The organism is Dactylosporangium siamense (genome assembly GCF_016862795.1).
GTDB lineage: Bacteria > Actinomycetota > Actinomycetes > Mycobacteriales > Micromonosporaceae > Dactylosporangium > Dactylosporangium siamense.
On the sequence record NZ_BONQ01000072.1, the window covers coordinates 1 to 21,237 of the forward strand.

Genomic DNA, 21,237 nt, shown 5'->3' on the forward strand with positions numbered 1-21,237 from the left:
TTTAAACGCTGATCAGGGCGACCCGGAACGCGGTGGTCAGCGCCTCGTCGAGGTGGTCGAGGAGGTCCTGCGGATCGGCGTAGACGGCCGCGGCGCCGTGGTCGAGCAGCTCGGCCGCGCACAGGCCACCGCTGGTGAGGCCGATGCACGGGATCGACAGGGCGCCCGCGGCCTGGACGTCCCAGACCGAGTCGCCGACGAACACGACCTCCTCGGCGTCCAGCGTCGACCGGCGCAGCGCCACCTCCACGATGTCCGGCGCCGGCTTGCTCTCCCCGGCGTCGTCGGCGCTGGTCACGGTGTCGATCACCGCGTCGGCGTCCAGGCAGCGCAGCAGCGCGCCGAGCTCCGGCTTCGAGGCCGACGTGGCGAGCACGTTGCGCAGCCCGCGATCCGCGCAGGTCTGCAGCAGCTGCTGCGCTCCCGGGAGCCGGCGCAGCGAGGTCCAGCTGGTCGCGTACAGGCTGGCGTGCGCGGCCCGGAGCGCGTCGTCGTCCCCGGTGTCGTGATGATCCCCCAGCAGATGGTCCAGGATCTTGTCCGACCCCATGCCGATCGCCCGGTGGATCCGGGCCGACGGCACGTCGTGGCCATACTGTCGGAACGCCTGCCACCAGGCCGTCGTATGCAGGTAGACACTGTCGATGAGGGTCCCGTCGACATCAAAGAGCACACCGGTCACTGGTTTGGTCATGCGTCCGTTGTACCCACCCACGGGGGGTTTCACTGGAAATATGACCGAGCCACAGGTGCGTGTAGTGGAGCCGTTCCCCGGCTTCGACGTCGACGACCTCGGCGACTTCGCGGTGGAGCACTGCAGCGTCACGCTGGCCGATCAGCTGGCCGGCGGTCCGGAGCACGCCACCGAGCCGGACAGTCCGAAGGGACTGGCCGGCATGGACGATTGAGTTCGCCGATGGATGGGCATCCGTCAGTGCATGGTCCGTGATGCCCTCGGCGACGTCGTCCGCTTCGTGCCGTCACTGTTGCTGTTCCTCGTCATCCTGCTGGCCGGCTGGGGCCTCGCGGTCCTGCTGCGGGCGGGGGTCCGCAAGTTGCTGGCCAAGGTCGGCTTCGACCGGCTGGTCGAACGCGGCGGGGTCGGCCGGGCGCTGTCGCGGACGAGCTTCGACGCCGGCGACCTGATCGCCAAGCTGGTCTATTACGCGATCCTGCTCTTCACCCTCCAGATCGCGTTCGGTGTGTGGGGGCCGAACCCGGTGTCCGAGCTCATCGACACCGTGGTCTCCTGGCTGCCGAAGGCGGCCGTCGCCATCGTCATCGTGGTTGTCGCCGCGGCCCTCGCGAACGGGCTGCGCGACCTGGTGACCGGCGCGCTGGGTGGCCTGTCGTACGGGCGGCTCCTGGCCAACCTCGGCTACTGCTTCGTGCTCGGCCTGGGCGTCATCGCGGCGCTGAACCAGATCGGCATCGCCACGTCGGTGACCACGCCGGTGTTGATCGCGGTGCTCGCCACGATCGCCGGCATCCTCATCGTCGGGGTCGGCGGCGGCCTGGTCCGCCCGATGCAGCAGCGGTGGGAGGGCTGGCTGACCCGCGTCGAGCAGGAGGCGCCGGCGGTGTCGGAACGCGTCCGGGTCGCCGCGCAGGCCCGCCGCGAGGAGGCCGAGGCCCGCCGCGCCGCGGAAGCCGAGGCCGCCCGCCAGGCTGAGGCCGCCCGTCAAGCCGAGGCCGCTGAGGCGGCACGGAAGGCCGAGGCCGCTGAGGCGGCCCGCCAGGCCGAGGCCGCCGAGGCGGCACGGCAGGCAGCGGCGACCCGGGCCACCGAATCCGCCGCCGACGCGCCGACGATGATCGTCCCCACCGTGCCCCCGACCATGCCGCCCGTCACTCCCGGTGGTCAGATCCAGGTCCCCACCCAGCGGCCGGTCCCCCCGCCGCCGAAGGACCCCGACCAGACCGTGGTCATCAACCCGCCACGCGACGACGTCTGAACCATCCGCGAAACGACAAACCCGCCCCGAGAGGGCGGGTTTGTTGTTTCCCACGGAATCGACGCAAAACACCGGTCACGCCGAATTCGCCCCACTCCGGATCAGTAGGACATTGCAATTCATTGATATGCGGCAACGGCTGCCCCGTTGAACCCTCGACATTGCCCTACAACCCCTGTTCGGCGCTTTTCTGCGGAGTGATTGCCCCTGTTCCGCGGTCTCGAAAACTGGCATGTTGTGACGGCGTATATCGAACATTCGAGATATGCGGCGACGGCGTGCGCGTAGACCGAGGGTGGGCACGCCCGAGCAATGCACGGGGGGCCAACGGGGGAGCACGGAAGAAACCCTTCGGACACCAGCCCGTCCATGAGAGGGGGCACGATGAGCCGACGGACATGGGTGCGCGCCGCAATGGCGTCAGCACTCGTTCCGCCACTGCTCGTAATGGTCTCGGCAAGCCCGAGCCAAGCAGCACCGGTGCAGAACGGCAGCTTGACATCGGTGCCGGGGGCTTCGCTGGCCAAGCAGGTCGAGGCCGCCAAGTCGCCGACGAGCCGTATGGCAAAGACCGACCCATCCCTGCTCAACCGCACCGACAGCACCCGGCTGTCGATTGCCGTCAAGCTGGACTACGACTCGACCGCGACATACTCCGGCGGCATTGCCGGATATGAGGCGACGAGCCCGTCCGTCACTGGTAAGGCGCTTTCCGGAAATACCGCGGAACAGCGTTACGAAAGCCGCATCAAGGCAATCGAGGACAAATTCCTCGGGCAACTGCAGAAGCAGGTCCCGGACGCCAAGATCGGTCAGAAGCTGCGAACGGTCTACGGCGGTATCGCCCTGACCGTGCCGGCGAACAAGATCGGTTCGATTCTCGGGATCGACAACGTCGTGGCGGTCCAGTCCGACGCGGCGCGTGCGCCGCAGACCGACTCCAGCACCAGCTTCATCGGGGCGGACCAGGTCTACCCGTCGCTCGGCGGCAAGCCGAACGCCGGTAAGGGCGTCATCTTCGGCTCGCTCGACAGTGGCGTGTGGCCGGAGCACCCGTCGTTCGCGGACAACGGCAACCTCGGTGCCCCGCCCGCGAAGGCGGACGGGACCCCGCGGGCCTGCGACTTCGGGGACAACCCGCTGACCCCGGCCGCCGACCCGTTCGTGTGCCAGAACAAGCTCATCGGTGGCAAGGGCTTCCTGGACACGTACAACGCCAACCAGCCGGTGGAGCTGTTCGGGTACACCGCCCGCGACTCCGACGGTCACGGCACCCACACCGCGTCGACGGCCGCCGGTAACCCGGTCGCCTCGGCGAACGTCCTCGGCGTCGAGCGGGGGCCGATCAACGGCGTCGCACCCGGTGCCTGGGTCTCGGTGTACAAGGTCTGTGGCGCGACCGGTTGCTACAGCACCGACTCGGCCGCCGCGGTCGCCCAGGCGATCAAGGACGGCGTCAAGGTCATCAACTTCTCGATCTCGGGTGGCGCGAGCCCGTACACCGATGTCGTGGAGCTGGCGTTCTTCGACGCCTACAAGGCCGGCGTCTTCGTGGCCGCCTCCGCCGGCAACTCCGGTCCGGGCGCGTCCACGTCCGACCACCTGTCGGGCTGGGTCACCACCGTCGCCGCGTCGACCCAGAAGCGCTCCTTCGAGTCGACCCTGACCGTCAGCTCCACCGACGGCACCCAGACGGTCTTGAAGGGCATCTCGATCACCCAGGGCATCAGCACCGCGGCGCCCGTCGTGATGGCATCCGCACCGCCGTACAACAACCCGACCTGCACGAACCCGGCCCCGCCCGGGATCTTCGTCGGGAAGATCGTGGCCTGCCAGCGCAGCCCCGGCCGCATCATCAAGGGCTTCAACGTCAAGCAGGGCGGCGCGGCCGGCATGATCCTGTACAACAACCCGGCGGCTGACGCGCTGAGCGACAACCACTGGCTGCCGACGGTGCACCTGGCCGACGGCACGGCGTTCCTGAACTACGTCGCGGCCCACCCGGGCGTCAAGGCGTCGTTCACCCAGGGCGAGAAGGTCATCGGTACCGGTGACGTGATGACGAGCTTCTCGTCGCGCGGCCCCGGCGGCCAGTTCATCAAGCCCGACATCAGCGCGCCCGGTGCGCAGATCCTGGCCGGCCAGACGCCGGTCCTGGACGACGCCGCCGGCGGCCCGCCCGGCCAGTACTTCATGGCCATCGCGGGCACCTCGATGTCGTCGCCGCACATCGCCGGCTCCGCCATCCTGGAGAAGGCGGCCCACCCGGACTTCACCCCGGGTCAGATCAAGTCCTCGCTGATGACCACCGCGACCACCAGCGTGAAGAAGGAGGACGGGACGACTCCGGCCGACCCGTTCGATCTCGGCGCCGGTCGCGTCCAGGTCAACCTCGCCGCCAACCCCGGTCTCACCTTCGACGAGACGGCCGACCGGTTGTTCGCGCTGGGCAACGACCCGGTCAACGCGGTGCAGATCAACCTGCCGTCGGTGAACGCCCCGATCATGCCGGGCAAGCTCACCGCGGTGCGCACGGCGAAGAACGTCACCAACAAGACGCAGACCTACCGCGTCGAGACGACGTCGCCGGCCGGCTCCTCCATCACGGTCTCGCCGGCCATCTTCACCGTCGCTCCGGGCAAGACCGCGACCATCAACATCACCATCAAGTCCAGCGCCCCCAAGGCGCAGTACTTCGGTGAGGTCCGGCTCAAGCCGCTCAGCTCGAGCGTGCCGGCGCTGCACCTGCCGGTCGCGTTCATCCCGCAGCAGGGCAACGTCACGGTGACCCAGGCGTGCAGCCCGGCGTCGCTGACGCTGCTGCAGAACAGCACCTGCACGGTCACGGCCACCAACCAGACCTTCGCCGACACCACGGCGGACTTCACCACGACGCCCACGCTCAACCTGCCGATCGTCGGCGCGAGCGGTGCCACGGTGGTCCACCCGTTCAAGGCGGAGAAGAAGAACGCGCCGCTCGCCGGCGCGGTGGCGGGCACACCGTCGATCGCCCCGGGCACCATCGCCGGGTACATCCCGCTCGACCTGTTCGGGGGCACCCTGGTGACCCCGATCGGCGACGAGAACCTGACGACGTTCAACGTGCCACCGTTCAAGTACAACGGCGTCGAGTACAGCTCGCTCACCGTCGACTCCAACGGATACCTGTATCCGGGCAGCGATGACAGCACCGAGAACAACAACTGCTGTGACATCAGCCCGATCCCGAATCCCGCGAAGCCGAACAACGTGCTCGCCCCGTTCTGGACCGACCTCGACGGCACCGGCGCGACTGGTCTGCTGATCAACGTGCTCACCGACGGCGTCAGCACCTGGACGGTGGTCGAGTGGCGGGTGAACGACTTCGGCACCACCAACACCCGCAGGTTCCAGGTCTGGCTGGGCTCGGGTGGCCCGCAGGACATCGCGTTCTCGTATGACTTCGGGACCGTCTCGAGCCTGCCTGCCGGGCAGAACCTCGTGGTCGGCGCCGAGAACGAGGCCGGCAACGGTGGTCAGGGCCTGCCCGTGAACACGCTGCCCACCACGGACCTCTACGTCACCAGCACCGACCCGGTGCCCGGTGCGTCGACGTCCTACACCGTCACGGTGAAGGGTCTGCTCCCAGGCTCGGGCAAGGTCACCACCTCCGTGGTCACCGCGGCCGTCCCGGGCACGACCATAGTCAACACCGACATCGGTGTGACGCTGAAGTTCAACCGCATCGGCACGTAAGCACGTTGCTGAATCCGGCGGCCGGTCCCGATCCACGGGGCCGGCCGTCGGTCGTTGACGGATGTTGCACGGTGTGTGCAGGATCGGGGTCATGCGGACGTTTGCGAGTGCGGGTGAGCTGCTGGCGGCAGTCGGCGAGGTCCTGGGCCACAGCGGTTGGCGGGAGGTCTCACAGGAACAGATCAACCTGTTCGCCGAGGCCACCGGCGACCACCAGTGGATCCACATCGACCCCGAGAAGGCCGCGGCCGGACCGTTCGGCACCACCATCGCCCACGGCTTCCTGACACTGTCGATGCTGCCGGTGCTGGCCTCCGAGGTGTACCGGGTCGAAGGCGTCCGGATGGGCATCAACTACGGCCTGGACAAGGTGCGGTTCCCCGCCACGCTGCCGGTCGGCTCGAAGGTGCGCGCCACGGTGCAGCTCCTGGTCGCCGACGACCTCGGCGAGGGCTGGCTGCAACTGAAGAACAAGGTGACGATCGAGCGCGAGGGCCACGAGAAGCCGGTCTGCGTCGCGGAGTCCCTCACCCGTCTCCTGATCTAGTCCTTCTCATGATCCGGCAGACCTCGTGCAGTCATAGACGCACAAGGTCTACCGGATCAGCATCAGGCCGGTAGGTCGACGAGGCCGGCCAGGGTCGCGCGGTGGGATGCGGCGGAGCCGAAGGTCGCGGCGTTGGAGCGGGCGCGCTTCAGGTACAGGTGCGCCGGGTGCTCCCAGGTGAAGCCGATCCCGCCGTGCAGCTGGACGCACTCCTCGGCGGCCTTGACCGCCACCGGGGAGCAGAACGCCTGGGCGAGGGCCGCCGCGACCGGCAGGTCCGGGTCCCCGGTCGCGAGACAGTCCGCCGCGTAGCGGGCCACCGCACGGGCCTCGGTGACGCTGACCCAGAGGTCCGCGAGCCGGTGCTTGATCGCCTGGTACGACCCCACCTGCCGGGCGAACTGCCGCCGCGTCTTCACGTATTCGACGGTTGTCGTCAGGCACCACTCCGCGACACCGAGCTGCTCCGAGGCGAGCAGTGCCGCCCCCGCCCGCAATGCCCGCTCCACGGTCCCGGCGGCGTCGGCGCTGATCAGCCGGCCGGTCACGCCGCGCAGCGTGACGTCGGTGAGCGGGCGGGTCAGGTCGAAGCTGACGACCGGGGTCCGTTCCGTGTCGGTCGCCTCGACCGCGTACAGCCCGGCCGCGGTCGGCACGAGCAGCACCTCCGCGACCCCCGCGTCGACAACGCTGGTCACGGTGCCGTCCAGCCGGTCGCCCTCGGCGGTGACCGTCCAGGTCTTCAGCGTGCCGGCGGACAGCGGCACGGCCAGGGTCGCGACGCGGGTGCCCGCGGCGACCGCGTCGAGCAGCGGGTCGCTGGTGCCGAGCAGCGCGGCGACGGCGAGCACCGAGTTGCCCAGGAACGGCACCGGCGCGACCGCGCGGCCCAGCTCCTCCAGCACCACCGAGGTCTCCCGCCACGACGCGCCGGCCCCGCCGCCGGCCTCGGGGACCGGCAGGCCGGCGACGCCGAGATCCACCGCCAGGGCCCGCCACAACTTCAGGTCGACGGGCTCGGGCGACTCGATCCGGGCCAGCACGGCCTCGAACCCGGCGCGGTCGGCCAGCAGGGAGCGCACGCTGGCGCGCAGCTCCTCCTCGACGTCGCTGTACAGCAGGTCGGTCATTTGGGCAGGTCCTTCCACGCGAGGTCCTTGTCCAGCCGGTGCTCCGGTGGCAGTCCCAGGACCCGTTCGGCGACGATGTTGCGCAGGATCTCCGAGGTGCCGCCCTCGATCGAGTTGCCTTTCGCGCGCAGGTACCGGTATCCGGCCGTGCGGCCGGCGAAGTCCACGACCGTCGGCCGCCGCATGGTCCACTCGTCGTGCCGCAGCCCCTCCTCGCCGAGCAGGTCCAGCTCCAGCGCGGAGATCTCCTGGTTGAGCCGGGCGAAGAGCAGCTTGGCCGCGGAGCCCTCCGGCCCGGGCTGGCCGACCGCCATCTGTTGACGCAGCCGGGTCCCGGTGAGCCGGGCCGCCTCCGCCTCGACCCACAGCCGCAGCAGCGCGTCGTGCAGCGCCGGAGTGCGCAGCTCGGGGCGCTTGCGCCACACGTCGGTCACGACACCGATGACGCCGCCCTCGCGGGGTGACGCGCCGCCGCCGATCGCGACCCGCTCGTTCATCAGCGTGGTCTGCGCGACCGCCCAGCCCTCGCCGACCGCGCCGAGCCGGTCGGTGTCGGGGATGCGGACCCCGGTCAGGAACACCTCGTTGAACTCCGCCTCACCGGTGGCCTGCCGCAGCGGCCGCACCTCGACCCCGGGCGCGGTCATGTCGAGCACGAAGTAGGTGATGCCCTGGTGCTTCGGCACGCTCGGATCGGTGCGGGCGATGAGGATCGCCCAGCGCGCCTCGTGCGCCATCGACGTCCACACCTTCTGGCCGTCGACGACCCATCCCGTGCCGTCATCGTCACGGATCGCGCGGGTCGCCAGGCCGGCCAGGTCGGAGCCGGCGCCGGGCTCGCTGAAGAGCTGGCACCACACCTCCTCGCCGGTCCACAGCGGGCGCAGCCAGCGGTGCCGCTGCTCGTCGGTGCCGTGCCGCAGGATGGTGGGGGCCGCCATGCCGAGCCCGATGCCGATGCGGCGCGGGTTGTTGTCGGGGGCGCCCGCCGCGGTGAACGCCTCGTCGACCGCCGACTGCTCCTCGCGGGGCAGGCCGAGGCCGCCGAGCCCTTCTGGGTACTGCACCCAGGCCAGCCCGGCGTCGAAGCGGGCCCGCAGGAAGTCCAGCGGGGCGAGAGCGTGCGGGTCGTGCGCGGCCAGGAAGTCCCTCGTGAGTCCTGCTGAGGTCATGATCGCCCTTTCAGTTGAGCGGGCCGCCGGCCACGTAGATGACCTGACCGGAGACGAACCCCGCGCCCTCGCTGGCGAGGAACGAGATGGTGTGGGCGACGTCGGCGGGGACACCGACCCGGCGGACCGGGATGCGCTCGGCGGCGGCCGTCTGGAACGCCTCGAAGTCGACCTTCATCCGGGTGGCGGTCGCGGCGGTCATGTCGGTGGCGATGAACCCGGGCGCCACGGCGTTGACGGTGACGCCGAACGGGCCGAGCTCGATCGCCAGGGTCTTGGTGAAGCCCTGCAGCCCGGCCTTGGCCGCGGAGTAGTTGGCCTGCCCCCGGTTGCCGAGCGCGGAGGACGAGGAGAGGTTGACGATCCGCCCGAACTTCGCCGCCGTCATGTGCACCTGTGCCGCCCGGCTCATCAGGAACGCGCCGCGCAGGTGCACGCCCAGGACCGTGTCCCAGTCGTCGTCGCTCATCTTGAACAGGAGGTTGTCGCGCAGCACGCCGGCGTTGTTGACCAGCACCACCGGCGGGCCGAGCTCGTCGGCGACCCGGGTCACGGCGGCGGTCACCGCACCGGAGTCGGCGACGTCCGCACCGACGGCGAGGGCGGAGCCGCCGGCCGCCCGGATCTGCTCGACGGTGTCCTTGCAGGCGCCCTCGTCCAGGTCGAGCACCGCGACGGCGAGCCCGTCGGCGGCCAGGCGGAGGGCGGTCGCGGCGCCGATGCCGCGGGCCGCGCCGGTCACGATCGCCACGCGGGCCTGTGTCTCAGTCATACCTCCGATCCTCACCCCTGAGACGCGGTCCCGAAAAGGCACTCAGAGTGCAAATTGTTGATGGGCGCTCACGCGGGTCGCGGTTTCTGCCGGTATGCCCGATTGGTGGAAATTCCGGGAAGTTCCAGGTGGGGAACCGTTTAGGTGCGGCACGGTTGCGCCGATGGTCTCAGCGTCACACGGAAGCGACGGAAACACAGGGGGCACGGATGAACGGCAACGCGATCACGAAGGCCATCACGCTCGCAGGCTTCGCTGCTCTGGCGGGTCTGGGCACCATGATCGGTTCGACCGCCGCCACCGCCTCCACGGCCACCGCCACCGATGGTCACACCGTCGCGTACGTCCGGGCCGGGGTCATCTACAGCAGCGACGGCACCACCGAGACCCGCCTCACCGAGGACGAGGTCAACGCCCGGCCGCGCTTCTCCCCGGACGGCACCAAGCTCGCCTACCTGCACAACAACACCGTCTGGGTGATGAACGCCGACGGCGGCGACAAGCACCAGGTCAGTGACCGCACCGCCGGTGGGCCCTCGTGGTCGCCCGACGGCAAGTGGATCGCCTACGCGGCGCTGTCCTGCACCGGCGGCCCGGGCGTCTTCCGGGTGGGCACCGTGGGCGGCACCGCCTCCGAGCCGCTCTTCCCCGCCTCCTGCCGCGACCAGGCCGCCCCCGAGGTCGCCTACGTCATGGAGCAGCCCGAGGAGGCCACCACGGTCACCCCGAACCTGGTCGACCGGCTGCGCACCGACGACGCGGTCGCCTGGTCGCCCGACGGCTCCAAGATCGCCTTCCGGGGTGGCGAGTGCGAGTCCATCGCCGACAACTGCCTGAGCATCGGCAACGTGGTCGCCGGCACCGAGCGCGCCATCGACTACTACGGCGGCGGTGGCAGCGGCACCAGCGGCTTCGGTGTGGTGCCGGCCTGGCGCGCCGACGGTCAGAAGGTCGCCTGGACCACGTACACCGAGGACGGCACCGCCGTGCGCGTCACCGAGGCCGACCTCGACGGTGCGAACCGCCGCCAGGTCGGTGCCGCCGACGACCGCGAGATGGTCTACGCGGGCACCCGCACCGGCGTCCTGACCGCCGCCCACCAGGGCCACTCCTGGATCACCGCGGTGAACCTGGCCACGGGTGCCCGCACCCCGCTGCACCAGGGTTCGCAGCCGACCGTCAGCGCTTGATGTCCAGCACCGCCGCCGCCATTCTCCTCAGCGCCCTGACGCTGACCCTGAGCGCCTGCGACTCCGGTTCGACACCCGTCGAGCCGGAGTCTTCGCGTACCACTGCCGCGAGCGTCCTGCTCACGGTCGATGACCTGCCCGACGGCTATGCGACCAGCCCGCCGCAGGCCCAGCCGGAGGTCAGCGCGGTCGGCTCGGTGAGCGTCGCCGGCTGTGACGTCCTGCTCAACCGGTTCCGTGACGGCGGCAGCGGCGTCCGGTTCGAGGCCGGCACCTCGGGGCCGTTCCTCGCCGAGGAGCTGGCCGATGACGCCGGTGCGGCAGGTGTACTGCGGGAGCTGGCCGGACGGTGTGCCGCGTTCACCGACACCGACGCGGGTGGCGAGACGACCGGCGTCACGGTGGCCGAGGGTGGCCTGCCGAGCCTCGGCGACGAGTCCGCGGCGTTTCTGATGACCGCCTCCGGCGGGGTCGGCGACGACGCCTACACGCTCGGCGGTTACCTGATCGCGGTCCGGGTCGGCGGCACGACCTGCACGATCGTGCACTTCGGCCAGCCCGGTGTCGACCCGGCGGAGACCGAGGCGATCGCCAGAGCCGCGGTACGGAAGCTGCAGCGGCGACAATGAGACATGCGGCTGGGCACGTTCAACCTGATGCACGGACGGTCCCTCGCCGACGGGCTGGTCGACGCGGACCGGGTCCACGCCGCGATCGCCGGCCTCGATGCCGACGTGCTCGGCCTCCAGGAGGTCGACCGGGGGCAGCACCGCAGCGGCCACGCCGACCTCGCCAGGATCGCCGCCGACGCGCTGGGTGCGGCCGAGGTCCTGTTCGTGCCGGCGGTCGTCGGCACGCCCGGAGTGGGCTTCCGGGTGGCGACCGACGCCGATCAGGACGGTGTCGATCCGCACTACGGCGTTGCGCTGGTGAGCCGGTATCCAGTGGTCGAATGGCGGGTCACCAGGCTCCCGGCGGCGCCGCTGCGCTCGCCGATCCTGGCCGGCTCCGGCCTCATGCTGCTCGACGACGAGCCCCGGGTGCTGATCGCCGCCGTGCTCGAAACCCCGATCGGACGTGTGACGGTCGCCACCACGCACCTGTCATTCGTGCCGGGCTGGAACGTGCGGCAGCTCCAGCTGGTGCGCCGGACGTTGCGGACCCTGCCGGCACCGCGCGTGCTGCTCGCCGACCTCAACCTCCCCGGCGGACTGCCCCGGCTCTTCTCCGGCTGGCACCGGCTCGCGGGCGTGCCGACCTACCCATCACCGGCCCCACGTGTGCAGTTCGACCACGTGCTCGCCGACCGGCGGGGGATCGAGCGCCTCCCGCGGGTCCTGCGGGTGACGAACCCGGCGGTGCCCTTCTCCGACCACCGGCCACTCGTTGTCACCCTCCGCGATCGGCCGGGCACACTGCAGATCGATTAGGGCAGATTTAAGCGCGAGTGGAATGCCTGCTTACGGTGGTTTGTCCCGGCGTGATTGCGAAACGTGTTCGTTTAACTACGATTCTTCGGCGCCTTGTAGATTGGGCGTTCGTTTGTTGGGATGCGTACCGTCAGTGATTTCCAACCGAAGGTACAAGGCCGCAGAGGCCGCCGGTCCGGAGGATAAGAGCCGTGAAAGGTCGCCACCGCTCAGCGGGGTCGTCAGGCGCAGCGCTCAAGATGGGCGCCGCTGCCGTCGCCGTGCTCGTTGTCCTCGCCGGCAGCTGGTATGCGTTCCGGAAGTTCTCCCAGACGTCGTGCGGCTCGTCGACGAAACTCACGATCAGTGCGCCCGCCGACATCGCCCCCGCGCTGAAGCTGCAGGCGGCCGACTGGTCCGCGCAGGCCAAGTCCGACAACAGCTGCGTCGACGTCGAGGTCATCGAAGCGGCGTCCGCCGACGTGGCCGCCGCGATCGCCGCCACCTCGAAGAAGTCCCTGACCGGCGTCGGCCAGGCCAACGGCAAGACCCGCGTCCCGGACGTCTGGGTGCCCGACTCGTCGCTGTGGCTGCAGCGCCTGCGCGCCGCCAACCCGGCCAGCGTGCCGACCGGCGCCAAGTCGATCGCCCGCAGCCCGATCGTCGTGGCCGTCCCCGAGCCGATCGCGACGACGTCCTTCGGCTGGCCGAACGCGAAGATCAAGTACACCGACCTGATCGCCAAGGTGTCCGGTGACCAGAAGGTCAAGCTCGGCATCGTCGAGCCCAGCCGCGACTCGACCGGCCTCGCCGGCCTGATGACCCTCGCCGCGGCGGCGACCGCCTCCGGCGGTGGCAACGCGACCCAGGCCACCCAGATCGCGACCGCCGCCCTGCGCGCCCTCGCGGCCGGCCGGTCGTCGCTCAAGGACGACCTGATGCAGAAGTTCCCGCGCGGCTCCGACCCGCAGGCACTCAGCGCCGGCCTCACCGTGGCGCCGCTGTCGGAGCAGTCGGTCATCCAGTACAACGCCCAGCAGCCGCCGGTCCGCATCGCCGCGATCTACGCCGACCCGGCGCCGGTCGCCCTGGACTACCCGTTCGTCGTGCTCAACAAGGACCGGGCCGCCTCCGCCGAGCAGCTGTTCAAGTCGCTCAGCGGGGAAAGTTTCCGGGACCGCCTGGGCGCGATCGGCCTCCGTGGCTCCGACGGCGCCGCCGGCAAGGGCTTCCAGACGCCGACCAACGCGCCGTCGGCGCTCACCGCCAGCCAGGTGCCCGAGGCGGCCGCCATCGAGGGCCTGCTGACCAAGTGGCAGGCGATCACCCTGCCGGCCCGCATGCTCGCCGTCATCGACGTCTCCGGCTCGATGCTCACGAAGGTGCCGACCGCCGGCGGCGTCGACCGCATGACGGTGACCCTCGAGGCGGCCCGCCGCGGCATGCAGCTCTTCGACGACTCCTGGGCCCTCGGCGTGTGGACCTTCTCCACCCAGCTCGACGGCGCGAAGGACTACAAGCAGCTCGTGCCGATCGGCCCGCTGGTCAGCCAGCGCAACCAGTGCCTCCAGGCGCTGCAGACGATCCGCCCGAAGCAGAACGGCGACACCGCCCTCTACGACACCATCCTCGCCGGCTACAAGGCCGTGCAGTCCGGATGGGACAACGGCCGGATCAACTCCCTCATCGTCATGACCGACGGCGAGAACGACGACCCCGCCGGTGGTCTCTCCCTCGAGCAGCTGATCGCCGAGCTCAAGGCCACCGCCGACCCCGCCAAGCCGATCCAGGTGATCCTCATCGGCATCGGCGACAAGGTCGGCGAGGGAGCCATGCGCCAGATCACCGACGCGGTCGGCGGCGGCACCTTCGTCGCCCCCGACCCCGCCAAGATCGGCGACATCTTCCTCCAGGCCATCTCTCTCCGAGGCCAGGCAGCCCAGCCCAAGTAACACCCCCGACGCGCAAAGCGTGATCGAAGGACGGCTCCGGTCCCCGCGACCGGAGCCGTCCTTCGTTCAGGTCGGCACAGTTACAACGGCTACCAGTTGGCTTTGCGGGCCTTGGCCTCGTAGAGCAGGACCGAGGCGGAGACCGAGACGTTGAGCGAGTCGCCGGAGCCGAGCATGGGGACCGCGACGCGCTGGTAGCCGTGGCCGTACCACTCCTTGCCGATGCCGTAGCGCTCACTGCCGACGACCAGTGCCGTGCGGCCCGAGTAGTCGGCCTGGCGGTAGTTGACCGCCTCGTCGGTGTCGGCGAGCAGGACCGTGAAGCGGAGCCGGTCGAGCCAGGCGATGGCCTCCCCGGTCTCCTCGAACTCCACCGTCGGCACGGTCAGGATCGTGCCCTGGCTGGCCCGGATGACCTTCGGGTGGGTCAGCCGGGTCTTGCGGTTGGTGAGCACCAGGCAGTCGGCGCCGCACGCGTCCAGGGACCGGATCAGGGTGCCGAGGTTGCCGGGGATCTCGACGCCGTCGGCGACCAGGACCAGTGACGTCCGGCCGAACCGGAGATCCGAGGGCTCCCAGCGGGGCAGGGCGGCCAGGGACAGCAGGCCGTCGGGCTTGTCGCGTTCGGACATCTTCTCCATCGTCCGCAGCGAGACCCGGAACGACCGCTCGGCGCGAGCTGCGATCTCCTCGGCCCGCCGGTGCGCCTCGTCGGCGTAGATCGCCTCGGGGCACCAGAAGAACGTGTCGATGGGCGCGTTGGCCTCCAGGAGCATGTTGTGCGCCCAGAGGCCCTCGGCGACGAACAGCTTGTAGCGGTTGGGTGCGGTGTTGTTCTGGATGTGCTGCACCTGCCGCACGGCGGGGTGCTGGACCCCGATGGCCTGGAGTTCCATCACAACGTGACGGTAACCGACAGCTCCGACGCGTCCGTGACGGCCCACTCGCGCACGTTGCCGGCGGCGGTGAGGTCGGCCTGCACCTGCGCCAGCACGGAAGCCGGGCCGGTCACCGTCAGCAGGGCCACCTCGGCGCGCATCGACTGCTGGGCCGTCGACTTCGCCTTGCGCACCGCCGCGAGCACCGCCGTCGCAACCGACAAAGGCGAAATATCCGAAGAGTCAGCCAGGGTCGGCCACGCGGAGCGGTGCACGGACCCCGGCTGCCACCACGACCAGACCTCCTCCGTCACGTACGGCAGGAACGGCGCGAACAGCCGCAGCAACGTCGACAACGCGGTCGTCAACGCGGCCCGGGCGGAGTCGCCGCCGGGCACCTCGCCGTAGGCCCGGGCCTTCACCAGCTCCAGGTAGTCGTCGCAGAACGACCAGAAGAACTGCTCGGTGCGCTCCAGGGCGCGCGCGTAGTCGTACACCTCGAACGCCGCGGAAGCATCAGCCACCACCGTGGACAGCGTGGCCAGCAAGGCCTTGTCCACGGGCTCGGTGACGACCGGTTCCAAAGCCACGGGAAAACCGAGCACGAAACGGCTCGCGTTGAGCAGCTTCGTCGCCAGCCGGCGGCCGACCTTCATCTGGTTGAGGTCCAGCGCCGTGTCCACGCCCGGCCGGGCGCTCGTCGCCCAGTACCGCAGCGCGTCCGCGCCGAACCGCTCCAGGAGCGCCTCCGGCGAGTCCGGCGCGTTGTCCTTGGACTTGCCGATCTTCTTGCGGTCCGGGTCGACGATCCAACCGGCGATCGAGGCATGCTTCCACGGCAGCACGCCGTGCTCCTCGTGCGCGCGCAGCACCGTCGAGAACAGCCAGGTCCGGATGATCTCGTGCGCCTGCGGGCGCAGGTCCATCGGGAACACCCGGCCGAAGAGGTCCGGGTCGTCGAGCCAGCCACCGATGATCTGCGGCGTCAGCGACGACGTCGCCCAGGTGTCCATCACGTCCGGGTCACCGACGAACCCGTCGGGCCGCCCCCGCTGCGACTCGTCGAAGCCGGGCGGGGTGTCGCTGCTCGGGTCCATCGGCAGCGACGCGGGCACGATCGGCTCGTCGTAGATCGGGTGGGCGTCGGCGTCGAGCCGGTACCAGAGCGGGATCGGCACGCCGAAGAACCGCTGCCGGCTGATCACCCAGTCGCCGGTGAGCCCCTCCACCCAGTGCTCGTAGCGGGTCCGCATGTGCGCCGGCGTCCACTGCAGCTCGCGGCCGCGCTCCAGCAGGGCGGCCCGCAGCTGCGGCGACCGGCCGCCGTTGCGGATGTACCACTGGCGCGTCCCGACGATCTCGAGCGGCTTTTCGCCCTTCTCGTAGAACTTCACCGCGTGCGTGATCGGCCGCGGCTCGCCCTCCAGCTCTCCCGAAGCGCGCAGCGCCGTCACGACCTTCTCCCGCGCCTGGTGCACGGTGAGGCCGGCGACCAGCGCGTACAGGTCCTCCTCGACGCCGGGCGGGGGCTGCAGGCCGAGCCGCCCGTTGCGCTGGATCACCGTGCGCGTGGGCAGGTCGAGCTCGCGCCACCAGGTCACGTCGGAGAGGTCGCCGAACGTGCACACCATCACCAGGCCGCTGCCCTTCGCCGGGTCGGCCAGGGGGTGCGCGAGCAGCGGCACCTCCACGCGGAACAGCGGCGTGCGGACGGTCGAGCCGAAATGCGCCTGGAACCGCTCGTCAGAAGGGTGCGCGACCAGCGCCACGCAGGCCGGCAGCAGCTCCGGCCGGGTCGTCTCCACGGCGAAGTCGCCGAACCGGATCCGGTGGTAGGCGCCCGGGCGCTCCCGGTCCTCCAGCTCGGCCTGGGCCACGGCGGTGCCGAACGTGACGTCCCACAGCGTCGGGCCGTCCACGGCGTACGCGTCGCCGCGGGCCAGGCTGTTCAGGAACCCCTGCTGCGCGGCGGTCCGGGCCCGGTCGCCGATCGTGGTGTAGAGCAACGACCAGTCCACGGACAGGCCGAGGTTGCGCCACAGGTGCTCATACGCCTGCTCGTCGACCTCGGTCTGGCGCTTGCACAGGTCGATGAAGTTTCGCCGGCTGATCTTCTGCGGCGGCCCGCCGGTGGTCTTCGTGATCACCAGGTGCTCGTCGTAGGGCAGCGTGGGATCGCACTGCACGCCGTAGGTCAGCTGCACCCGTCGCTCGGTCGGCAGGCCGTTGTCGTCCCAGCCCATCGGGTAGAACACGTTCCGGCCGCGCATGCGCTGGTAGCGGGCGATCGCGTCGGTCTGCGTGTAGGAGAACACGTGCCCGATGTGCAGCGCCCCGCTCACCGTGGGTGGTGGCGTGTCGATCGAGAAGACCGACTCCCGTTCAGCGGAACGGTCGAACCGGTATGTCCCCTCGGCGTCCCATACCTTTACCCAGCGCGCCTCGAGTCCATCGAGGGTCGGCTTGGCAGGTATACGCGTCGAATCGGACATGTGCCCCATGCTAGAGCGGTGACTGCCGCGACACCCCTCAATAACCGCATCGCCGCCGCTCTCGTCTTCCTGACCAGCGGGGCCGTGCTCGTCCTGGAGATCGTCGGGCTGCGGCTCGTCGGTCCGTACGTCGGCGTGACGCTGTCCAGCAGCACCGCCATCATCGGTGTCGCCCTCGCCGCGATCGCCTACGGTGCCTGGACCGGTGGGTGGCTCGCCGACCGCCGCATCGACCAGCGCAAACTCCTGTCGCCGCTGCTGCTGCTCGGCGCCGTCGCGACCGCGGCCACCCTGCCGATCATCCGGGTCGCCGGCGAGTGGCTGCGCGGCACCGACGCCACGAGCGTGCTGCTGCTCGCGGCGATGACGCTGTTCGTGCCCGCCGCGCTGCTGTCCGCGGTCACCCCGCTCGTCGTCAAGCTCCAGCTGGCCGACCTCGCGCACACCGGGCGGGTGGTGGGCCGGCTGTCCAGCGTCGGCACCCTCGGCGCCATCACCGCCACGTTCGCGACCGGGTTCGTCCTGGTGGCGACCGTGCCGACCAGCGTCATCCTGTTCGGGCTGGCAGCGGTCCTGGCCGTTGCCGGTTTCGGGTTCGGTGGGTACTGGCGGCGCCGCGGCAACGTGTCGGCGGCGCTCGCGTTCGTCGCGATCGGCGTGCCGATCGGGATCGTCGCACCGAACCCGTGCGACGTGGAGACCGCCTACACCTGCGCCACGGTCCAGCCCGACGGCTCCGGGCGGACCCTGTTCCTCAACGGCGCCCAGCACTCCTACGTGGACCTGGACAACCCCGCTCACCTGGAATACGCCTACACCCAGTGGATCGGGTCCTATCTGGACGGCCTGCCGGCCGGGCCCCTCGCGGTGCTGCACCTGGGCGGCGGCGGGTTCACGCTGCCGCGGTACGTCGCCGCGACCCGCCCCGGCAGCGACAACCTCGTCCTGGAGCTCGACCCGGCGCTCGTCGCCCTCGACCGGCGCAGCCTCGGCCTGCGGACCGGCCCGCTGCTGCGGGTCGAGACCGGCGACGCCCGCGCGAACCTGCACCGCCAGCCGTCCGGGTCCCGGGACGTGATCATCGGCGACGCCTTCGGGCACCTGGCGGTCCCGTGGCACCTGACGACCCGCGAGCTCGTCACCGACGTGCGCCGCGTCCTGCGCCCCGGCGGCGTGTACGCGCTCAACGTCATCGACGGGCCGGCCCGGCGATTCGTCCGCGCCGAGGTCGCCACCATCGCCGCGGTCTTCCCGCACGTGACGCTCGTGGCCCCGCTGCCCGCGCTGCGCGGCGAGACCGGCAGCAACTTCGTGGTGCTCGCGTCGACGGCCCCGCTGCGGCCCGCCGCGGACTCGCTCACCGGCGACGAACTGCGCGCCTTCACCGGCGACGCGACGGTGCTCACCGACGACTACGCGCCGGTGGACCAGCTGCTCACCTGGGACTGAGCGGTTGCAGTGGTTTCGCGGGGCGGCCCGTCAGGCGTTGCACGTCGCCGCTCACGGCGGCCAGCTCGCCGGCGGCGATGGCCTCGTAGGAGCTGACCCACCCGGCCACCTCGAACGCCGGGGCACCGTAGTGGGCCCGGGACGCGTACGCCTCCTCGACGGTCTCCGGCTCGTATCCGACACCGAGCCGGGCCGCGACCTCGTGCAGCGTCAGCGCCTCCGGGCCGGTCAGGTCGTAGGTCTGTTGCTCGTAGCGGCCGGTGTCCGCGTTGGTGAGAACCTCGACCGCGCACGCGGCGATGTCGTCGTGGCTGACCGCGGCGACCCGACCGTCGCCCGCCGGGCCGCGGATCACGCCGTCGGGACCGGCGAGCTTCGGCAGCATCTCCTGATACAGGTTGTCGCGGAGGAACGTCCAGCCGAGCCCGGTGCTCCGGATGTGCTGCTCCGTGTGCCAATGATCCCGGCCGAACGTGAACGTGCAGTCCGGTGCGGCGCCGGCGAACGACAGGTACACGATCCGGCGTACCCCCGCACCCACCGCGGCGTCGACCGCGCTGCGATGCTCGGCGACCCGGTCCTTCGACTCCCGGCCCGACACCAGGAGCAGGGTCTCGACGCCGTCGAGGGCCCGCCGCATCCCTGGCGTGTCGCGGTATTCCGCGTCCATGCGGGTCAGCCGCCGCGCGTCCGGCAGCGCCGCCGCCACCCTGCCGCCGATCTGGCCGTTTGCTCCGGTCACTGCGATCAACGCCTCAGGCCGCCTGTTTCTCGTCGCGGATCGGCAGGATCTGGTCGAGGCCGGTGATCTCCAGCGTCATCGACACGTCTTCGTTGGGGTTGGCGACGACCAGGGTCGCGCCCGCCTGCTGTGCCCGGCGCCAGCAGCCGACCAGTGTGCCCAGCCCGCTCGAGTCGACGAACGTCAGCTCGGTCAGGTCGATGACCAGCTCCTTCGCCCCCGCGTCCAGCTGCCGGACCACCTCGGTGAGCAACTTCGGCGCCGTGTCCAGGTCCAGGTCCCCCACCGCGTCGAGGCGCACCAGCCCGCCCTCACGGCGCACCGACAGCTCCCATACCGTCTCGTCGTCGACCACGTTGTGCATGTCCTTTCGCGAACCGAGCTGCAGATCGGCTACTGATCGCTGGTCAACAGTGTGTGGTACCCATTGGGTGGACTTCAAACGCTCACACCGTTTGACCGGGTCTGCTGCTCGTCGCAGACTCGATGGCATGACCGGTGATCTCGATTTTGTGGGGCGTGCCCCGGCAACGTTCGACGACGCCGCCATGCTCGCCGTGGCGCAGCGGCGGGCGCAGTTCCTCGCCGACGCCGGGCGCCAGGTGTCCGGCTCCCTCAACCTGCCGCACACCGTGCGCCGCTCGCTGTCCGCCTGCGTGCCGCACCTCGCGGACTGGGCGCAGATCATGCTGGTCGGGCGGGACGGTGCGACGTACACCAGCCTCGTCGTCAACGGCTCGGGCCCGACGTCGACCGCGCGCCGGACGCCGGGCGCCGACGGGGTCAGCGGCCAGGCGCGGCTCCTCGTCACCGGCCGGCCCGAGCTGCTGCACGTCTCGCTGGACCAGGACCCGCTGCAGCCCGACGGCCTGGCCGCGCTGGTCCCCGACGAACTGATGCGCGCGCAGGTCGCCGCGCTGCGCCCCGCCGACGTGCTCGGCCTGCCGCTGACCGCCCGCGGCACCACGTTCGGCACCCTGACCCTGGCCCGGCGCAGCGGCTACGGGTTCGTCACCGAGGACATCTCGGTGGCCGAGGAGCTCGCGGTGCGCATCGCGCTCGCGCTGGACGCCGCCCGGCGCTACGCGGAACGTTCCAACGTCGCCACCGTGCTGCAGGCCAGCCTCCGCCCGCCCGAGCTGCCGAAGCTCGAAGGCAGCGCACTGGCCGCCCGCTACCGGCCGGCCTCCGGCGACGCCGAGATCGGCGGCGACTTCTACGACGCCTGGGGCGACCCCGCGGACTGGTCGTTCGTCCTCGGCGACGTCTCCGGCAAGGGCGTCGAGGCGGCCGTGGTCACCGGCCAGGCCAGGCACACCGTGCGTGGCGCCTCCGCCGTCGACCGGGAGCCGTCGGCGGTGCTGCGCGCCCTCAACACGATGCTCGACGGCACCACCGCCGGCCGCTTCGTCACCGCCGTCTACGGTCGGGTCCGCCGGCACTCCGGCGGCGGGCTGCACGTCACCGTGGCGTCCGCCGGACATCCGCAGCCGCTGCTGGTGCGCACGTCCGGCGACGTCGAGCCGGTCCGGGTGCGCGGCCTCGCGGCCGGCCTGGTCGCCGACGTCGACTACGACCAGACCCAGGTCGTCCTCGCACCCGGCGACACCCTGGTGCTCTACACCGACGGTGTCACCGAGGCCGGCCACCACAGCGTCCGCCGGGGCACCCAGCGCCTCACCGGTCTCCTGTCGAACTATGCGCAGGCGGGCGTCGACGCCCTCGTCGAGGCGATCGAGATCGCGGTCCTGGAGGAATCGGGCGGCGTCCAACGCGACGACCTGGCGGTGCTGGCCCTGCGGGCGGCGAGCGCA

Annotated in this window: 18 protein-coding genes; 10 read left to right on the plus strand and 8 right to left on the minus strand. The window is 70.8% G+C overall.

Annotated elements, in window-relative coordinates; translation table 11 throughout:
* Position 1: 1 nt before the first annotated feature.
* Positions 2 to 694 (minus strand): HAD family hydrolase, encoded by a 693-nt coding sequence (locus Dsi01nite_RS23255; RefSeq protein WP_203848348.1) that lies wholly within the window; start codon positions 692 to 694, stop codon positions 2 to 4.
* Between the two features lie 40 nt (positions 695 to 734).
* Here Dsi01nite_RS23255 and Dsi01nite_RS23260 point away from each other — a divergent pair, with 40 nt between their 5' ends.
* The 4 genes from Dsi01nite_RS23260 (at position 735) to Dsi01nite_RS23275 (ending at position 6,237) form a co-directional block, all read left to right on the plus strand.
* Positions 735 to 908, plus strand: a complete 174-nt coding sequence (locus tag Dsi01nite_RS23260; RefSeq protein WP_203848349.1) for a hypothetical protein — start codon at positions 735 to 737, stop codon at positions 906 to 908.
* Positions 909 to 938: 30 nt separating this feature from the next.
* A complete protein-coding gene (locus Dsi01nite_RS58915) occupies positions 939 to 1,955 on the plus strand; it encodes a mechanosensitive ion channel family protein (RefSeq protein ID WP_239136113.1) in 1,017 nt (338 codons plus the stop codon).
* 480 nt (positions 1,956 to 2,435) lie between these two features.
* Entirely contained in the window at positions 2,436 to 5,690 is a 3,255-nt protein-coding gene (locus tag Dsi01nite_RS23270) for a S8 family serine peptidase (RefSeq protein ID WP_203848351.1), read from the plus strand.
* A 91-nt stretch (positions 5,691 to 5,781) separates the two neighbouring features.
* Entirely contained in the window at positions 5,782 to 6,237 is a 456-nt protein-coding gene (locus Dsi01nite_RS23275; RefSeq protein WP_203848352.1) for a MaoC family dehydratase, read from the plus strand.
* Positions 6,238 to 6,299: 62 nt separating this feature from the next.
* Here Dsi01nite_RS23275 and Dsi01nite_RS23280 read toward each other — a convergent pair whose 3' ends face one another.
* From Dsi01nite_RS23280 to fabG, 3 genes are read right to left on the minus strand one after another with little or no spacing between them, the layout of a single operon-like run.
* Positions 6,300 to 7,367 (minus strand): acyl-CoA dehydrogenase family protein, encoded by a 1,068-nt coding sequence (locus tag Dsi01nite_RS23280; protein ID WP_203848353.1) that lies wholly within the window; start codon positions 7,365 to 7,367, stop codon positions 6,300 to 6,302.
* Positions 7,364 to 8,539, minus strand: a complete 1,176-nt coding sequence (locus Dsi01nite_RS23285; protein ID WP_203848354.1) for an acyl-CoA dehydrogenase family protein — start codon at positions 8,537 to 8,539, stop codon at positions 7,364 to 7,366. The genes Dsi01nite_RS23280 and Dsi01nite_RS23285 overlap by 4 nt, the downstream gene beginning before the upstream one ends.
* Positions 8,540 to 8,549: 10 nt before the next feature.
* Complete coding sequence (gene fabG, locus Dsi01nite_RS23290; protein WP_203848355.1) at positions 8,550 to 9,311, minus strand: 3-oxoacyl-ACP reductase FabG; 762 nt, start codon at positions 9,309 to 9,311, stop codon at positions 8,550 to 8,552.
* Positions 9,312 to 9,520: 209 nt separating this feature from the next.
* Here fabG and Dsi01nite_RS23295 point away from each other — a divergent pair, with 209 nt between their 5' ends.
* The 4 genes from Dsi01nite_RS23295 (at position 9,521) to Dsi01nite_RS23310 (ending at position 13,862) form a co-directional block, all read left to right on the plus strand.
* Positions 9,521 to 10,501, plus strand: coding sequence for a TolB family protein (locus Dsi01nite_RS23295; protein ID WP_203848356.1), 981 nt, complete (start codon positions 9,521 to 9,523; stop codon positions 10,499 to 10,501).
* Positions 10,501 to 11,130, plus strand: coding sequence for a hypothetical protein (locus tag Dsi01nite_RS23300; protein WP_203848357.1), 630 nt, complete (start codon positions 10,501 to 10,503; stop codon positions 11,128 to 11,130). Before Dsi01nite_RS23295 ends, Dsi01nite_RS23300 begins: the two co-directional genes overlap by 1 nt.
* A gap of 3 nt (positions 11,131 to 11,133) precedes the next feature.
* Positions 11,134 to 11,931: an endonuclease/exonuclease/phosphatase family protein gene (locus tag Dsi01nite_RS23305; RefSeq protein ID WP_203848358.1), complete on the plus strand. Its 798-nt coding sequence runs from the start codon at positions 11,134 to 11,136 to the stop codon at positions 11,929 to 11,931.
* Positions 11,932 to 12,170: 239 nt separating this feature from the next.
* A complete protein-coding gene (locus Dsi01nite_RS23310; protein WP_203848359.1) occupies positions 12,171 to 13,862 on the plus strand; it encodes a substrate-binding domain-containing protein in 1,692 nt (563 codons plus the stop codon).
* An 89-nt stretch (positions 13,863 to 13,951) separates the two neighbouring features.
* Here Dsi01nite_RS23310 and Dsi01nite_RS23315 read toward each other — a convergent pair whose 3' ends face one another.
* Together Dsi01nite_RS23315 and valS are read right to left on the minus strand one after the other, a co-directional pair.
* Entirely contained in the window at positions 13,952 to 14,758 is an 807-nt protein-coding gene (locus Dsi01nite_RS23315; protein WP_239136117.1) for a TrmH family RNA methyltransferase, read from the minus strand.
* Entirely contained in the window at positions 14,758 to 17,214 is a 2,457-nt protein-coding gene (valS, locus tag Dsi01nite_RS23320; RefSeq protein ID WP_203848363.1) for a valine--tRNA ligase, read from the minus strand. Before valS ends, Dsi01nite_RS23315 begins: the two co-directional genes overlap by 1 nt.
* A gap of 36 nt (positions 17,215 to 17,250) precedes the next feature.
* Here valS and Dsi01nite_RS23325 point away from each other — a divergent pair, with 36 nt between their 5' ends.
* Positions 17,251 to 18,681 carry a fused MFS/spermidine synthase gene (locus Dsi01nite_RS23325; RefSeq protein ID WP_239136115.1) on the plus strand — a complete coding sequence of 477 codons (1,431 nt, stop codon included), beginning with the start codon at positions 17,251 to 17,253 and terminating at the stop codon, positions 18,679 to 18,681.
* Here Dsi01nite_RS23325 and Dsi01nite_RS23330 read toward each other — a convergent pair.
* Together Dsi01nite_RS23330 and Dsi01nite_RS23335 are read right to left on the minus strand one after the other, a co-directional pair.
* Positions 18,668 to 19,423, minus strand: a complete 756-nt coding sequence (locus Dsi01nite_RS23330) for an SDR family oxidoreductase (protein WP_239136116.1) — start codon at positions 19,421 to 19,423, stop codon at positions 18,668 to 18,670. The genes Dsi01nite_RS23325 and Dsi01nite_RS23330 overlap by 14 nt on opposite strands.
* 13 nt (positions 19,424 to 19,436) lie before the next feature.
* Entirely contained in the window at positions 19,437 to 19,787 is a 351-nt protein-coding gene (locus tag Dsi01nite_RS23335) for an STAS domain-containing protein (protein WP_203848361.1), read from the minus strand.
* 127 nt (positions 19,788 to 19,914) lie between these two features.
* Here Dsi01nite_RS23335 and Dsi01nite_RS23340 point away from each other — a divergent pair.
* A partial coding sequence (locus Dsi01nite_RS23340; RefSeq protein WP_203848362.1) for a PP2C family protein-serine/threonine phosphatase occupies positions 19,915 to 21,237 on the plus strand: 1,323 nt, incomplete at its 3' end.

Bases quoted from the DNA above. Each gene is read 5' to 3' on its own strand.
- Dsi01nite_RS23255 (WP_203848348.1), bottom strand. From the start codon at position 694: ATGACCAAACCAGTGACCGGTGTGCTCTTTGATGTCGACGGGACCCTC.
- Dsi01nite_RS23260 (WP_203848349.1), top strand. From the start codon at position 735: ATGACCGAGCCACAGGTGCGTGTAGTGGAGCCGTTCCCCGGCTTCGAC.
- Dsi01nite_RS58915 (WP_239136113.1), top strand. From the start codon at position 939: ATGGTCCGTGATGCCCTCGGCGACGTCGTCCGCTTCGTGCCGTCACTG.
- Dsi01nite_RS23275 (WP_203848352.1), top strand. From the start codon at position 5,782: ATGCGGACGTTTGCGAGTGCGGGTGAGCTGCTGGCGGCAGTCGGCGAG.
- Dsi01nite_RS23280 (WP_203848353.1), bottom strand. From the start codon at position 7,367: ATGACCGACCTGCTGTACAGCGACGTCGAGGAGGAGCTGCGCGCCAGC.
- Dsi01nite_RS23285 (WP_203848354.1), bottom strand. From the start codon at position 8,539: ATGACCTCAGCAGGACTCACGAGGGACTTCCTGGCCGCGCACGACCCG.
- fabG (WP_203848355.1), bottom strand. From the start codon at position 9,311: ATGACTGAGACACAGGCCCGCGTGGCGATCGTGACCGGCGCGGCCCGC.
- Dsi01nite_RS23295 (WP_203848356.1), top strand. From the start codon at position 9,521: ATGAACGGCAACGCGATCACGAAGGCCATCACGCTCGCAGGCTTCGCT.
- Dsi01nite_RS23300 (WP_203848357.1), top strand. From the start codon at position 10,501: ATGTCCAGCACCGCCGCCGCCATTCTCCTCAGCGCCCTGACGCTGACC.
- Dsi01nite_RS23305 (WP_203848358.1), top strand. From the start codon at position 11,134: ATGCGGCTGGGCACGTTCAACCTGATGCACGGACGGTCCCTCGCCGAC.
- Dsi01nite_RS23310 (WP_203848359.1), top strand. From the start codon at position 12,171: ATGGGCGCCGCTGCCGTCGCCGTGCTCGTTGTCCTCGCCGGCAGCTGG.
- Dsi01nite_RS23315 (WP_239136117.1), bottom strand. From the start codon at position 14,758: ATGGAACTCCAGGCCATCGGGGTCCAGCACCCCGCCGTGCGGCAGGTG.
- Dsi01nite_RS23335 (WP_203848361.1), bottom strand. From the start codon at position 19,787: ATGCACAACGTGGTCGACGACGAGACGGTATGGGAGCTGTCGGTGCGC.